The sequence below is a fragment of the Pseudomonas sp. S31 genome, from assembly GCF_016648105.1.
Lineage (GTDB): Bacteria > Pseudomonadota > Gammaproteobacteria > Pseudomonadales > Pseudomonadaceae > Aquipseudomonas.
Map to the genome: position 1 here is coordinate 1 of NZ_JACVVE010000070.1, position 15,578 is coordinate 15,578.

The following is a 15,578-nucleotide window of genomic DNA, read 5'->3' on the forward strand; positions in this document are numbered from 1 at the left end:
AATGGAAGACGGTCTGCGCTTCGCTATCCGTGAAGGCGGTCGTACCGTCGGTGCCGGTGTCGTAGCAAAAATTATTGAATAAGTAGTTGATTTACTTGATCAGGCCGGTATAATGGCCGGCCTGATACAGCGTTACAGGTCAGTAGCTCAATTGGCAGAGCGACGGTCTCCAAAACCGTAGGTTGGGGGTTCGATTCCCTCCTGACCTGCCATTTCACCTCGGTGTGATGGCTTTCTTCTTACAGGATCCTCCTCGATGACCCCCAAAACTGAAGCCCAAGAATCGCGTTTTGATCTGTTCAAGTGGCTGGCTGTAGTTGCTTTGGTGGTTGTTGGTGTTGTGGGTAATCAATATTACTCCGCCTCTCCAATCCTGTATCGCGTCCTTGCACTTCTCGTCCTGGCTGCAGTCGCGGGCTTCGTTGCCTTGCAGACCGCCAAGGGTAAGTCGTTCTTTGCGCTGGCGAAGGAAGCTCGTACCGAGATCCGTAAAGTCGTGTGGCCGACCCGCCAGGAAACCACCCAGACCACGCTGATTGTCGTGGCTGTCGTGCTGGTTATGGCACTGCTGCTGTGGGGTCTTGATTCCCTGCTCGGCTGGGCGGTCTCCCTGATCGTTGGCTAAAGGTGTCCCGTGGCTAAGCGTTGGTATGTTGTGCATGCTTACTCGGGTTACGAGAAGCATGTAATGCGCTCCCTGATCGAGCGCGTCAAGCTGGCTGGCATGGAAGACGGTTTCGGCGAGATCTTGGTTCCGACCGAAGAAGTCGTCGAGATGCGCAATGGCCAGAAGCGCAAGAGTGAGCGTAAATTCTTCCCTGGCTATGTACTGGTCCAGATGGAGATGAACGAAGGGACCTGGCACTTGGTCAAGGATACCCCTCGTGTGATGGGCTTTATTGGTGGTACCGCAGACAAGCCTGCACCTATCACCGATAAAGAAGCCGAGGCTATCCTGCGTCGCGTTGCCGACGGTAGCGACAAGCCGAAGCCGAAGACGCTGTTCGAGCCGGGTGAAGTGGTTCGAGTCATTGACGGTCCGTTCGCTGACTTCAATGGTAGTGTCGAAGAAGTTAACTACGAAAAGAGTCGCCTCCAGGTGGCGGTGCTCATTTTCGGACGTTCCACTCCGGTGGAGCTCGAGTTCAGCCAGGTCGAAAAGGTCTAGGCGAACGAAGCATCCCATACCCCGCAGCCCTGTGTGCTGCGGGGTTTTGTCGTCACTGGGATAAAACGCAAGTCATCCGGGGAGCCAACAGGCGTTCGTACCCGATTTTGGAGTAGCTCATGGCTAAGAAGATTCAGGCTTACATCAAGCTGCAAGTAAAGGCCGGCCAGGCCAACCCAAGCCCACCCGTTGGTCCAGCACTGGGTCAACACGGTGTGAACATCATGGAATTCTGCAAGGCCTTCAACGCCCGTACCCAGGGTCAAGAGCCAGGTCTGCCGACTCCAGTGATCATCACTGTCTACAGCGACCGTAGCTTCACCTTCGAGACCAAGAGCACCCCTGCCTCGGTTCTGCTGAAGAAAGCTGCTGGCCTGGCCAGTGGTTCGGCTCGTCCGAACACCGTTAAAGTCGGTACCGTTACCCGTGCTCAGCTGGAAGAGATCGCCAAGACTAAACAGGCTGATCTGACCGCCGCTGACCTGGACGCAGCTGTACGCACCATCGCTGGCTCTGCCCGCAGCATGGGCCTGAACGTGGAGGGTGTGTAATGGCTAAGCTGACCAAGCGCCAAAAGGCAATCGCCGAGAAAATCGAAGCAGGCAAGGCCTACAACTTCGAAGAAGCCGCAACTCTGCTGGCTTCGCTTCCGGCTGCCAAATTCGTAGAATCCTACGACATCGCCGTTAACCTCGGCGTTGACCCGCGTAAATCCGACCAGGTCGTTCGTAGCGCTACCGTGCTGCCACACGGCACTGGCAAGACCGTTCGCGTTGCCGTGTTCACCCAGGGTCCAGCTGCTGAGGCCGCTCTGGCTGCCGGCGCTGACCGTGTAGGCATGGACGATCTGGCTGCCGAAATGAAAGGCGGCGACCTGAACTATGACGTCGTCATCGCATCGCCTGATGCCATGCGCGTTGTCGGTCAGCTGGGTCAGGTTCTGGGTCCTCGCGGCCTGATGCCTAACCCGAAAGTTGGTACCGTGACCCCAGACGTAGCCGGCGCCGTCAAGAACGCCAAGGCTGGTCAGGTTCGCTACCGTACCGACAAGAACGGTATTATCCACACCTCCGTTGGCAAGATCGGCTTCGAAGCTGACAAGCTGAAGGAAAACGTTGAAGCCCTGATCGCTGACCTGAAGCGTATCAAGCCGGCTTCCTCGAAAGGTATCTACGTCAAGCGTGTTACCCTGAGCACCACCATGGGCCCAGGTCTGGTCATCGATCAGAGCTCGCTGAACGTGTAAGAACATGGCGGCGCGACTTGTCGCGCCGCCAGCAAAAATTGGGGTCCCTGCCTGGCGGGGGCTATCCAAGACCGTAGGCGGCGCAAGCCTTAAAAAACCAGCCCACGCAGATGGTGCTCCCGATTCGTTACCGAATCAGACACCAAAACGACATCCGGCTTCGGCCAGATGAAACGGTAAAAACCAGGAGTAAACCCGTGGCAATTAAACTCGAAGACAAGAAGGCCATCGTCGCTGAAGTCAACGAGGCTGCCAAAGTCGCTCTGTCCGCTGTCGTGGCCGATGCCCGTGGTGTGACTGTAAGCGCAATGACCGGACTCCGTAAAGAGGCCCGCGAAGCTGGCGTATACGTGCGTGTCGTACGTAACACCCTGCTCAAGCGCGCTGTTGAAGGCACCGAGTACTCGATCCTCAACGACGCGTTCAAAGGCCCGACCCTGATTGCTTTCTCCAACGAACACCCGGGCGCTGCTGCTCGTCTGTTCAAAGAGTTCGCCAAGGGTCAGGACAAGTTCGAGATCAAGGCAGCCGCGTTTGATGGCAATCTGATTGCAGCGAACCAGATCGACGTGTTGGCTTCCCTGCCGACCCGCGACGAAGCTATTGCGAAACTGATGAGCGTGATCCAAGGCGCCACCAGCAAGCTGGCTCGTACTCTGGCAGCCATTCGCGACCAGAAAGAAGCTACCGCCGCCTAAGGCGCGGAAACTCTTTCAAAATCATTCGTTTAATTTGATGGCTGCGTAGGCTGTCACCCCAATACAGGATTTAAGTCATGTCCCTGACTAACGAGCAAATCATCGAAGCAATCGGCCAGAAAACCGTTCTGGAAGTTGTTGAGCTGATCAAAGCAATGGAAGAAACCTTCGGCGTTACCGCTGCTGTTGCCGCTGCTGGCCCAGCTGCTGCTGCTGCCGTTGTTGAAGAGCAGACCGAGTTCAACGTTGTTCTGGTTGAAGCCGGCGACAAGAAAGTGAACGTGATCAAAGCCGTTCGCGAACTGACCGGTCTGGGCCTGAAAGAAGCCAAAGAGAAAGTCGACGGCGCTCCTCAGGTCGTAGCTGAAGGCGTTTCGAAAGAAGCCGCTGAAGACGCTAAGAAGAAGCTGGAAGAAGCAGGCGCTAAAGTCGAGCTGAAGTAATCTCGACCTTGCGATGCCAGCCTGAGCGTTGAGCGAAAGGCTGATGGCTGGTGGCTTATGCCACCGGCCTTTTTCCGTTATTGGTGGCCGGTCCTGCCGGCCCCGATAACAAGCTGCAAGACACCCATGTGGGTGGCGCAAACCAAGGGGTTTGCACGATTTTCTGGCTGCTCCCGCCGGGAGAAGCCAAACAAGCAGGTGACCAAGCTGGGGAACGCTGATGGCTTACTCATACACTGAGAAAAAACGTATCCGCAAGGACTTTAGCAAGTTGCCGGACGTCATGGATGTGCCATACCTTTTGGCCATCCAGCTGGATTCGTATCGCGAATTCCTGCAAGCGGGAGCATCCAAGGATCAGTTCCGTGACGTCGGCCTGCACGCGGCCTTCAAGTCGGTATTCCCGATCATCAGCTACTCCGGCAATGCTGCCCTGGAGTACGTAGGCTATCGCCTGGGCGAACCCGCCTTCGATGTGAAGGAATGTGTCCTGCGTGGCGTGACCTTCGCGGTCCCACTGCGGGTCAAGGTGCGCCTGATCATCTTCGACAAGGAATCGTCGAACAAAGCGATCAAGGACATCAAAGAGCAAGAAGTCTACATGGGTGAAATCCCCCTGATGACTGAAAACGGTACCTTCGTTATCAACGGTACCGAACGTGTGATCGTTTCCCAGCTGCACCGTTCGCCAGGTGTGTTCTTCGACCACGACCGTGGCAAGACCCACAGCTCGGGCAAGCTGCTGTACTCCGCTCGCATCATTCCTTACCGCGGTTCGTGGCTGGACTTCGAGTTCGACCCGAAGGACTGCGTGTTCGTCCGTATCGACCGTCGCCGCAAACTGCCGGCCTCGGTACTGCTGCGCGCGCTGGGCTACAGCACCGAAGAAGTCCTGAACACCTTCTACACCACCAACGTGTTCCACATTTCCGGCGAAAAGCTGAGCCTGGAACTGGTACCTCAGCGTCTGCGTGGTGAAGTCGCGGTCATGGACATCCATGACGGTAGCGGCAAGGTCATCGTCGAGCAGGGTCGCCGTATCACTGCGCGCCACATCAATCAGCTCGAGAAGGCTGGCGTCAACCAGCTGGACGTGCCGATGGAGTACGTGCTGGGTCGCACCACCGCCAAGGCCATCGTGCATCCGGCCACCGGCGAGATCCTGGCCGAGTGCAACACCGAGCTGACCACCGAGCTGCTGATCAAGATCGCCAAGGCGCAGGTCGTCCGCATCGAGACCCTGTACACCAACGATATCGACTGCGGTCCGTTCATCTCGGACACCCTGAAGATCGACACCACCAGCAACCAGCTGGAAGCCCTGGTCGAGATCTATCGCATGATGCGTCCAGGCGAGCCGCCAACCAAGGATGCCGCCGAGACCCTGTTCAACAACCTGTTCTTCAGCGCCGAGCGTTACGACCTGTCCGCCGTTGGCCGCATGAAGTTCAACCGTCGTATCGGTCGTACCGAGATCGAAGGTTCGGGCGTGCTGAGCAAGGAAGACATCGTCGAGGTCCTCAAGACCCTGGTCGACATCCGTAACGGCAAAGGTATCGTCGATGATATCGACCACCTGGGTAACCGTCGCGTACGTTGCGTGGGCGAGATGGCCGAGAACCAGTTCCGCGTTGGCCTGGTGCGCGTCGAGCGTGCGGTCAAGGAGCGTCTGTCGATGGCCGAAAGCGAAGGCCTGATGCCGCAGGATCTGATCAACGCCAAGCCGGTAGCGGCGGCGGTGAAAGAGTTCTTCGGTTCCAGCCAGCTCTCGCAGTTCATGGACCAGAACAACCCGCTCTCCGAGATCACCCACAAGCGCCGTGTCTCGGCACTCGGCCCAGGTGGTCTGACCCGTGAGCGTGCAGGCTTCGAAGTCCGTGACGTACACCCGACCCACTACGGCCGTGTGTGCCCGATCGAGACCCCTGAAGGTCCGAACATCGGTCTGATCAACTCCCTGGCAGCCTATGCCCGCACCAACCAGTACGGCTTCCTCGAGAGCCCGTACCGCGTGGTGAAGGAAGGCGTGGTCAGCGACGACATCGTGTTCCTGTCGGCGATCGAAGAAGCCGATCACGTCATCGCCCAGGCTTCGGCCGCGATGAACGACAAGAAGCAGCTGATCGACGAACTGGTTGCGGTCCGTCACCTGAACGAATTCACCGTCAAGGCGCCGGAAGACGTCACCCTGATGGACGTTTCGCCGAAGCAGGTTGTTTCCGTCGCTGCCTCGCTGATTCCGTTCCTCGAGCACGACGACGCCAACCGTGCGTTGATGGGTTCGAACATGCAGCGTCAGGCTGTACCGACCCTGCGCGCCGACAAGCCGCTGGTAGGTACCGGCATGGAGCGCAACGTTGCCCGTGACTCCGGTGTCTGCGTGGTTGCTCGCCGTGGTGGTGTGATCGACTCGGTCGACGCCAGCCGTATCGTCGTTCGCGTCAATGACGACGAAGTCGAGACCGGCGAAGCAGGTGTGGATATCTACAACCTGACCAAGTACACCCGTTCGAACCAGAACACCTGCATCAACCAGCGTCCGCTGGTCAGCAAGGGTGACAAGGTCCAGCGCAGCGACATCATGGCCGACGGCCCGTCCACCGACATGGGTGAACTGGCACTGGGTCAGAACATGCGCATCGCGTTCATGGCCTGGAACGGCTTCAACTTCGAAGACTCCATCTGCCTGTCCGAGCGCGTGGTTCAGGAAGACCGCTTCACCACGATCCACATCCAGGAACTGACCTGTGTGGCCCGTGACACCAAGCTTGGCCCAGAGGAAATCACCGCGGACATCCCGAACGTGGGTGAAGCTGCGCTGAACAAGCTGGACGAAGCCGGTATCGTCTACGTGGGTGCCGAAGTCGGCGCTGGCGACATCCTGGTCGGCAAGGTCACGCCAAAAGGCGAAACCCAGCTGACTCCGGAAGAAAAACTGCTGCGCGCGATCTTCGGTGAGAAGGCCAGCGACGTTAAGGACACCTCCCTGCGCGTGCCGACCGGCACCAAGGGTACCGTCATCGACGTACAGGTCTTCACCCGTGACGGCGTCGAGCGCGACAGCCGCGCCCTGGCCATCGAGAAGATGCAGCTGGACGAGATCCGCAAGGACCTCAACGAAGAGTTCCGCATCGTCGAAGGTGCAACCTTCGAGCGTCTGCGTGCAGCCCTGAACGGCCAGGTGGTCGACGGTGGTGCGGGCCTGAAGAAAGGCACCGTGATCAACGACGAAGTCCTGGGCGGTCTGGAGCACGGCCAGTGGTTCAAACTGCGCATGGCCGAAGATGCACTGAACGAGCAGCTGGAAAAGGCTCAGCAGTACATCGTCGATCGCCGTCGCCTGCTGGACGACAAGTTCGAAGACAAGAAGCGCAAGCTGCAGCAGGGCGATGACCTGGCACCGGGCGTACTGAAGATCGTCAAGGTCTACCTGGCCATCCGCCGTCGCATCCAGCCGGGTGACAAGATGGCCGGTCGTCACGGTAACAAGGGTGTCGTCTCGGTGATCATGCCGGTCGAAGACATGCCGCACGACGCCAACGGTACTCCGGTCGACGTCGTACTGAACCCGCTGGGCGTACCTTCGCGTATGAACGTTGGTCAGATCCTCGAAACCCACCTGGGCCTTGCGGCCAAGGGTCTGGGCGAGAAGATCGACCGCATGATCGAAGAGCAGCGCAAAGTCGCTGAGCTGCGTACCTTCCTCACCGAGATCTACAACGAGATCGGTGGTCGTCAGGAGAAGCTGGAAGAGTTCACCGACGAAGAGATCATCGCTCTGGCCAACAACCTGAAGAAAGGCGTGCCTATGGCCACTCCAGTCTTCGACGGTGCCAAGGAGCGTGAGATCAAGGCCATGCTGAAGCTCGCGGACCTGCCGGAAAGCGGCCAGATGCAGCTGTTCGATGGTCGTACCGGCAACAAGTTCGAGCGTCCTGTGACCGTTGGTTACATGTACATGCTCAAGCTGAACCACTTGGTGGACGACAAGATGCACGCGCGTTCCACTGGTTCCTACAGCCTGGTTACCCAGCAGCCGCTGGGTGGTAAGGCGCAGTTCGGTGGTCAGCGTTTCGGGGAGATGGAAGTGTGGGCGCTGGAAGCATACGGCGCGGCATACACCCTGCAAGAAATGCTCACAGTGAAGTCGGACGACGTGAACGGCCGTACCAAGATGTACAAGAACATCGTGGATGGCGATCACCGTATGGAGCCGGGCATGCCCGAGTCCTTCAACGTGTTGATCAAAGAGATCCGTTCGCTCGGTATCGATATCGATCTGGAAACCGAATAACACGTGACGCGAAGGGGAGCGGGGCAGGTAATGCCCGCTTCCTGCTCCGCCAGGAGGAAAGGCCTTGAAAGACCTACTGAATCTGCTGAAAAACCAGGGTCAAGTCGAAGAGTTCGACGCCATCCGCATCGGTCTGGCGTCGCCTGAAATGATCCGTTCGTGGTCGTTCGGTGAAGTTAAGAAGCCGGAAACCATCAACTACCGTACGTTCAAGCCTGAGCGTGACGGCCTGTTCTGCGCCAAGATCTTTGGCCCAGTCAAGGACTACGAGTGCCTGTGCGGCAAGTACAAGCGCCTCAAGCACCGCGGTGTGATCTGCGAGAAGTGCGGCGTTGAAGTCGCCCTGGCCAAGGTTCGTCGTGAGCGCATGGCGCACATCGAACTGGCCTCGCCGGTTGCCCACATCTGGTTCCTGAAGTCGCTGCCGTCCCGTATCGGCCTGCTGATGGACATGACCCTGCGTGATATCGAGCGCGTGCTCTACTTCGAGAGCTACGTCGTGATCGACCCGGGCATGACCACCCTCGAGAAGGGTCAGCTGCTGAACGACGAGCAGTACTTCGAAGCGCTGGAAGAGTTCGGTGACGACTTCGATGCCCGCATGGGTGCCGAGGCCGTCCGCGAGCTGCTGCACGCTATCGACCTGGAGCACGAGATCGGTCGCCTGCGCGAAGAAATCCCGCAGACCAACTCGGAAACCAAGATCAAGAAGCTGTCCAAGCGCCTGAAGCTGATGGAAGCTTTCCAGGGCTCGGGCAACCTGCCTGAGTGGATGGTCCTGACCGTCCTGCCAGTGCTGCCGCCGGACCTGCGTCCGCTGGTACCGCTGGATGGTGGCCGCTTCGCGACCTCCGACCTGAACGACCTGTATCGTCGGGTGATCAACCGTAACAACCGTCTGAAGCGCCTGCTCGATCTGTCGGCGCCGGACATCATCGTGCGCAACGAAAAGCGCATGCTGCAGGAAGCGGTCGACGCCCTGCTGGACAACGGCCGTCGCGGTCGCGCCATCACTGGCTCGAACAAGCGTCCGCTGAAGTCCCTGGCCGACATGATCAAAGGTAAGCAAGGTCGCTTCCGTCAGAACTTGCTCGGCAAGCGTGTCGACTACTCTGGCCGTTCGGTAATTACCGTAGGTCCGACCCTGCGTCTGCACCAGTGCGGTCTGCCGAAGAAGATGGCTCTCGAGCTGTTCAAACCGTTCATTTTCGGCAAGCTGGAAATGCGTGGTCTGGCGACCACCATCAAGGCTGCCAAGAAGATGGTCGAGCGCGAGCTGCCGGAGGTGTGGGACGTGCTCGCCGAGGTGATCCGCGAACACCCCGTACTGCTCAACCGTGCACCAACCCTGCACCGTCTGGGTATCCAGGCATTCGAGCCGGTACTGATCGAAGGTAAGGCTATCCAGCTGCACCCGCTGGTCTGCGCCGCGTACAACGCCGACTTCGACGGTGACCAGATGGCCGTTCACGTGCCGCTGACGCTGGAAGCCCAGCTCGAAGCGCGCGCGCTGATGATGTCGACCAACAACATCCTGTCGCCAGCCAACGGTGAGCCGATCATCGTTCCTTCGCAGGACGTTGTACTGGGTCTGTACTACATGACCCGTGAAGCCATCAACGCCAAGGGCGAAGGTCGCGTGTTCGCTGACCTGCAGGAAGTCGACCGCGTATTCCGCGCCGGCGAGGCTGCCCTGCACGCGAAAATCAAGGTTCGTATCAACGAAACCGTGAAAGATCGCGATGGTAGCGTCACCAAGAACACCCGCATCGTCGACACCACCGTGGGCCGTGCACTGCTGTTCCAGGTTGTACCGGCAGGCCTGCCGTACGACGTGGTCAACCAGCCGATGAAGAAGAAGGCGATCTCCAAGCTGATCAACCAGTGCTATCGCGTGGTGGGTCTGAAGGAAACCGTCATCTTCGCCGACCAGTTGATGTACACCGGTTTCGCTTATTCCACCATCTCTGGCGTGTCCATTGGTGTGAACGACTTTGTCATCCCTGATGAGAAAGCGCGCATCATCAACAGCGCTACCGATGAAGTGAAGGAAATCGAAAGCCAGTACGCTTCCGGCCTGGTAACCCAGGGCGAGAAGTACAACAAGGTCATCGACTTGTGGTCGAAGGCGAACGACGAAGTGTCCAAGGCGATGATGGCCAACCTCTCGAAAGAGAAGGTCATCGACCGCGAAGGCAATGAAGTCGACCAAGAGTCCTTCAACTCGATGTACATGATGGCGGACTCCGGTGCGCGGGGTTCCGCAGCCCAGATCCGTCAGCTGGCCGGTATGCGTGGCCTGATGGCCAAGCCGGACGGCTCGATCATCGAGACGCCGATCACTGCGAACTTCCGTGAAGGTCTGAGCGTACTTCAGTACTTCATCTCGACTCACGGTGCTCGTAAGGGTCTGGCGGATACCGCATTGAAGACCGCGAACTCCGGTTACCTGACCCGTCGTCTGGTAGACGTGGCGCAGGATCTGGTCGTGACCGAGATCGATTGCGGCACCGACCAGGGTCTGCTGATGACCCCGCACATCGAAGGCGGCGACGTTGTCGAGCCGCTGGGTGAACGCGTACTGGGTCGTGTCATCGCTCGCGACGTCTTCAAGCCAGGCACCGAGGACGTTATCGTTCCGGCCGGTACCCTGGTCGACGAGCAGTGGGTCGAGTTCATCGAGCTGAACAGCATCGACGAAGTCGTCGTGCGTTCCCCGATCAGCTGCGAAACCCGCTACGGCATCTGCGCCAAGTGCTACGGTCGAGACCTGGCGCGTGGCCACCAGGTGAACATCGGTGAAGCGGTCGGCGTTATCGCTGCCCAGTCGATCGGTGAGCCGGGTACCCAGCTGACCATGCGTACGTTCCACATCGGTGGTGCTGCAAGCCGTACCTCGGCTGCCGACAGCGTCCAGGTGAAGAACGGCGGTATGGTGCGTCTGCATAACCTGAAGCAGGTAGAGCGTGCCGATGGCAACCTGGTTGCCGTATCGCGTTCCGGCGAGCTGGCCATTGCCGACGAATTCGGTCGTGAGCGTGAGCGCTACAAACTGCCTTACGGTGCAGTGATTTCGGTCAAGGAAGGTGAAAAGGTCGAAGCTGGCGCCATCGTCGCCAAGTGGGACCCGCACACCCACCCGATCGTTACCGAGCTGAAAGGTACCGTGACCTTCGTGGGCATGGAAGAAAACATCACCATCAAGCGTCAGACCGACGAACTGACCGGCCTGACCAACATCGAAGTGATGGACGTCAAGGATCGCCCTGCCGCAGGCAAGGAAATCCGTCCGGCGATCAAGATGGTCGATGCTGCTGGCAAGGACCTGTACCTGCCAGGTACCGATGTACCTGCCCAGTACTTCCTGCCGGCCAACGCCCTGGTTGGTGTTGCTGACGGTGCCCAGATCGGTGTTGGTGACGTTATCGCGCGTATCCCGCAAGAAACGTCGAAGACCCGTGACATCACCGGTGGTCTGCCACGCGTTGCCGACCTGTTCGAAGCGCGTCGTCCGAAAGAAGCCTCGATCCTGGCTGAAGTCAGCGGCACCATCGCGTTCGGCAAGGAGACCAAGGGCAAGCGTCGTCTGGTCATCACCCCGACCGACGGTAGCGATCCGTACGAAGAGCTGATTCCGAAGTGGCGTCACCTGAACGTCTTCGAAGGCGAGCAGGTAAACCGCGGCGAAGTCATCTCCGACGGCCCGAGCGATCCGCACGACATCCTGCGTCTGCTGGGTGTGAGCGCGCTGGCGAAGTACATCGTCAACGAGATCCAGGACGTTTACCGTCTGCAAGGCGTGAAGATCAACGACAAGCACATCGAGACCATCCTGCGTCAGATGCTGCGCAAGGTCGAGATCTCCGAGTCGGGCGATTCCAGCTTCATCAAGGGCGACCAGATGGAACTGACCCAGGTACTGGTAGAGAACGAGCGTCTCGCCGCCGAGGACAAGTTCATCTCCAAGTTCACCCGTGTGCTGCTGGGTATCACCAAGGCCTCGCTGTCGACCGAGTCGTTCATCTCCGCGGCTTCCTTCCAGGAAACCACCCGCGTACTGACCGAAGCGGCGGTAACCGGCAAGCGCGACTACCTGCGCGGCCTGAAGGAGAACGTGGTCGTGGGTCGTCTGATCCCGGCAGGTACCGGTCTGGCCTACCACAGCGAGCGCAAGCGTCGCCGTGATGCCGACAAGCCGCTGCGTGTGAGCGCCAGTGAGGTGGAAGCCGCACTGACCGAAGCGCTGAACTCCAGCGGTAACTAAGTAAGGGTAGGGCCCCGGCCCTTCCTCCCGATCGCGGCGGCAGCCAATGTTGCCGATGATCGGGCAGGAGGGGGCGGGGCCTTGTCTTGACTGGGTGCAAGATCCTCTTTAGACTTTTGTACCCTTAAATTTGGTGGGACTCCGTCTCGCCAATTTTTGGCTTTCTTGCAAGACAATAGCGTCGCAAGACAATCAGTGGAGCTAGTAGATGGCAACTATCAACCAGCTGGTACGTCAGCCGCGTAAGCGTTCGGTCGAAAAGTCCGACGTTCCTGCGCTGCAGAACTGCCCGCAACGTCGTGGCGTGTGCACCCGTGTGTACACCACCACGCCGAAAAAACCTAACTCGGCACTGCGTAAAGTATGCCGTGTGCGTCTGACCAACGGTTTCGAGGTTTCCTCGTACATCGGCGGTGAAGGCCACAACCTGCAAGAGCACAGCGTCGTCCTGATCCGTGGCGGCCGTGTAAAAGACTTGCCAGGTGTTCGTTACCACACCGTTCGCGGCTCTCTGGATACTTCGGGCGTCAAAGGCCGTAACCAGGGTCGTTCGAAGTACGGTACCAAGCGTCCGAAGTAATCGGCCGTTTGCAGACTTCCATTTTTTTGAGTCGATAAGAGTAAGGTCGGGCAGGGGTCGAAGACCCACGTCCCGGGCTAACCTGAAGACCGTTTGAGGGCTTATCATGCCAAGACGTCGTGTAGCAGCAAAACGTGAGATTCTGGACGATCCTAAATACGGATCCCAAATCCTCGCCAAGTTCATGAACCACGTGATGGAAAGCGGCAAGAAGGCTGTAGCCGAGCGCATCGTTTACGGTGCCCTGGATACCGTCAAAGCACGCAAGAACAGCGACCCCCTGGAAATCTTCGAGAAAGCTCTCGACGCCATCGCTCCGCTGGTCGAAGTAAAGTCCCGCCGTGTCGGCGGTGCCACTTACCAGGTTCCGGTTGAAGTTCGTCCATCCCGTCGTAACGCTCTGGCAATGCGCTGGCTCGTAGACTACGCCCGCAAGCGCGGCGAGAAGTCGATGGCTCTGCGCCTGGCCGGCGAACTGCTGGATGCTGCCGAAGGCAAAGGTGCTGCAGTCAAGAAGCGTGAAGACGTGCACCGTATGGCTGAAGCCAACAAAGCGTTCTCGCACTACCGCTTCTAATTCAAGCATCAATCATTTTGCGAGGGCTTTATGGCTCGTACTACAGCAATTAACCGCTACCGTAACATCGGTATCTGTGCTCACGTTGACGCGGGCAAGACTACCACTACCGAGCGGATCCTGTTCTACACAGGTCTGAGCCACAAGATGGGCGAGGTGCATGATGGCGCCGCGACCACCGACTGGATGGTGCAGGAGCAGGAGCGCGGTATCACCATTACCTCCGCTGCCGTTACCACCTTCTGGAAAGGTTCCGTTGGTCAGTATGACAACTACCGTGTAAACGTCATCGATACCCCCGGCCACGTTGACTTCACCATCGAAGTAGAGCGTTCGCTGCGCGTACTCGACGGCGCGGTCGTTGTGTTCTGCGGTACCTCCGGCGTTGAGCCGCAGTCCGAAACCGTATGGCGTCAGGCCAACAAGTACGGCGTTCCACGTGTTGTCTACGTGAACAAGATGGACCGTGCTGGTGCCAACTTCCTGCGCGTCGTAGGTCAGATCAAGAACCGTCTGGGTCACACCCCGGTTCCGATCCAGCTGGCCATCGGTGCCGAAGATAACTTCCAGGGTCAGGTCGACCTGATCAAGATGAAGGCTATCTACTGGAACGACGACGACAAGGGCACTACCTACCGTGAGGAAGAAATTCCTGCGGATATGCTCGAGTTGGCCCAAGAGTGGCGCAACAACATGGTTGAAGCCGCCGCTGAAGCCAACGAAGAACTGATGAACAAGTACCTTGAAGAAGGTGAGCTGACCGTCGAAGAGATCAAGGCAGGCCTGCGCGCGCGCACCCTGGCCAGCGAGATCGTTCCGGCTGTCTGCGGTTCGTCGTTCAAGAACAAGGGTGTTCCCCTGGTTCTCGACGCCGTCATCGAGTTCCTGCCTGCTCCGACCGAGATCCCTGCAATCCAGGGTATCAACCCGGACGACAAAGAGCTGGACAAAGAAGACCCGGCCGTTCGTAAGGACGAGCGTCACGCAGACGACGACGAGCCGTTCTCGGCTCTGGCGTTCAAGATCGCGACTGACCCGTTCGTAGGTACTCTGACCTTCGTTCGCGTCTACTCGGGTGTTCTGGCCTCCGGTGACTCGGTCATCAACTCGGTCAAGGGCAAGAAAGAGCGCGTTGGTCGTATGGTGCAGATGCACGCCAACCAGCGTGAAGAGATCAAGGAAGTGCGCGCTGGCGACATCGCGGCTCTGATCGGCATGAAAGATGTGACCACGGGCGAAACCCTGTGCAACATCGAGAAGCCAATCATCCTCGAGCGCATGGACTTCCCTGAGCCGGTTATTTCGCTCTCCGTCGAGCCGAAAACCAAGGCTGACCAGGAGAAGATGGGTATTGCACTGGGCAAGCTGGCCCAGGAAGACCCGTCGTTCCGCGTCAAGACCGACGAAGAAACCGGCCAGACCATCATCTCCGGTATGGGTGAGCTGCACCTGGACATCCTCGTTGACCGCATGAAGCGCGAGTTCAACGTCGAGGCCAACATCGGCAAGCCGCAGGTTTCGTACCGCGAGAAGATCACCAAGTCCAACGTTGAGATCGAAGGTAAATTCGTTCGTCAGTCGGGTGGTCGTGGTCAGTTCGGTCACTGCTGGATCCGTTTCTCGGAGCCGGAAGTCGACGAGAAAGGCAACATCACCGAAGGTCTGGTGTTCACCAACGAAGTCGTTGGTGGTGTGATTCCTAAGGAATTCATCGCCCCGATCCAGAAGGGTATCGAAGAGCAGATGAAAAACGGCGTTGTCGCCGGTTATCCTCTGATCGGCCTGAAGGCCACGGTATTCGACGGTTCGTACCACGACGTCGACTCCAACGAAATGGCGTTCAAGATCGCTGCTTCGATGGCAACCAAGCAGCTGGCCACCAAGGGCGGCGGCGTGGTTCTCGAGCCGATCATGAAGGTCGAAGTTGTAACCCCGGAAGACTACCTGGGTGACGTGATGGGTGACCTGAACCGTCGTCGTGGTCTGGTACAGGGTATGGATGAGTCGGTCTCTGGCCGTGTCGTCCGCGCTGAAGTTCCGCTGGGTGAAATGTTCGGTTACGCAACCGACGTTCGTTCCATGTCTCAGGGTCGCGCAAGCTACTCCATGGAATTCTCCAAATACGCGGAAGCTCCGTCGAACATCGTCGAAGCTCTCATTAAAAAACAAGGCTGATTCAGCCCCTTTAGGCTAGGAGTTCACTGTCGTGGCTAAAGAAAAATTTGATCGTTCCCTTCCTCACGTCAACGTCGGCACCATCGGCCACGTTGACCACGGTAAGACCACTCTGACCGCAGCTCTGACTCGC

General features: G+C 58.4%; 12 protein-coding genes, 1 tRNA gene and 1 pseudogene. All 14 read left to right on the forward strand.

The window, feature by feature from the left end; all coding sequences use genetic code 11:
• Nucleotides 1–82 (forward strand): annotated as a pseudogene (locus IAE37_RS27945) (hypothetical protein); the annotation flags it as partial.
• 54 nt (nt 83–136) lie between these two features.
• Nucleotides 137–212, forward strand: a tRNA-Trp gene (locus IAE37_RS27950).
• A gap of 44 nt (nt 213–256) precedes the next feature.
• Nucleotides 257–625, forward strand: a complete 369-nt coding sequence (gene secE, locus IAE37_RS27955; RefSeq protein ID WP_003257081.1) for a preprotein translocase subunit SecE — start codon at nt 257–259, stop codon at nt 623–625.
• Between the two features lie 9 nt (nt 626–634).
• Nucleotides 635–1,168, forward strand: a complete 534-nt coding sequence (gene nusG / locus IAE37_RS27960; RefSeq protein ID WP_003255501.1) for a transcription termination/antitermination protein NusG — start codon at nt 635–637, stop codon at nt 1,166–1,168.
• Between the two features lie 119 nt (nt 1,169–1,287).
• Nucleotides 1,288–1,719, forward strand: coding sequence for a 50S ribosomal protein L11 (rplK, locus tag IAE37_RS27965; RefSeq protein WP_084859380.1), 432 nt, complete (start codon nt 1,288–1,290; stop codon nt 1,717–1,719).
• Complete coding sequence (rplA, locus tag IAE37_RS27970) at nt 1,719–2,414, forward strand: 50S ribosomal protein L1 (RefSeq protein WP_103448758.1); 696 nt, start codon at nt 1,719–1,721, stop codon at nt 2,412–2,414. Before rplK ends, rplA begins: the two co-directional genes overlap by 1 nt.
• Before the next feature lie 197 nt (nt 2,415–2,611).
• A complete protein-coding gene (rplJ, locus tag IAE37_RS27975) occupies nt 2,612–3,112 on the forward strand; it encodes a 50S ribosomal protein L10 (RefSeq protein ID WP_136912671.1) in 501 nt (166 codons plus the stop codon).
• A gap of 77 nt (nt 3,113–3,189) precedes the next feature.
• Nucleotides 3,190–3,555, forward strand: coding sequence for a 50S ribosomal protein L7/L12 (gene rplL / locus IAE37_RS27980; protein WP_003255496.1), 366 nt, complete (start codon nt 3,190–3,192; stop codon nt 3,553–3,555).
• A gap of 220 nt (nt 3,556–3,775) precedes the next feature.
• Complete coding sequence (gene rpoB, locus IAE37_RS27985) at nt 3,776–7,849, forward strand: DNA-directed RNA polymerase subunit beta (RefSeq protein ID WP_201178691.1); 4,074 nt, start codon at nt 3,776–3,778, stop codon at nt 7,847–7,849.
• 64 nt (nt 7,850–7,913) lie between these two features.
• Complete coding sequence (gene rpoC / locus IAE37_RS27990; protein WP_201178692.1) at nt 7,914–12,113, forward strand: DNA-directed RNA polymerase subunit beta'; 4,200 nt, start codon at nt 7,914–7,916, stop codon at nt 12,111–12,113.
• A 208-nt stretch (nt 12,114–12,321) separates the two neighbouring features.
• A complete protein-coding gene (gene rpsL / locus IAE37_RS27995) occupies nt 12,322–12,693 on the forward strand; it encodes a 30S ribosomal protein S12 (RefSeq protein ID WP_003255492.1) in 372 nt (123 codons plus the stop codon).
• 106 nt (nt 12,694–12,799) lie between these two features.
• On the forward strand, nt 12,800–13,270 hold the full coding sequence (gene rpsG, locus IAE37_RS28000) for a 30S ribosomal protein S7 (RefSeq protein WP_003246741.1): 471 nt from the start codon (nt 12,800–12,802) through the stop codon (nt 13,268–13,270).
• Nucleotides 13,271–13,300: 30 nt separating this feature from the next.
• Nucleotides 13,301–15,445, forward strand: coding sequence for an elongation factor G (gene fusA, locus IAE37_RS28005; RefSeq protein WP_201178693.1), 2,145 nt, complete (start codon nt 13,301–13,303; stop codon nt 15,443–15,445).
• Between the two features lie 31 nt (nt 15,446–15,476).
• On the forward strand, nt 15,477–15,578 hold a 102-nt coding region (locus IAE37_RS28010; RefSeq protein WP_130888304.1), incomplete at its 3' end, for a GTP-binding protein.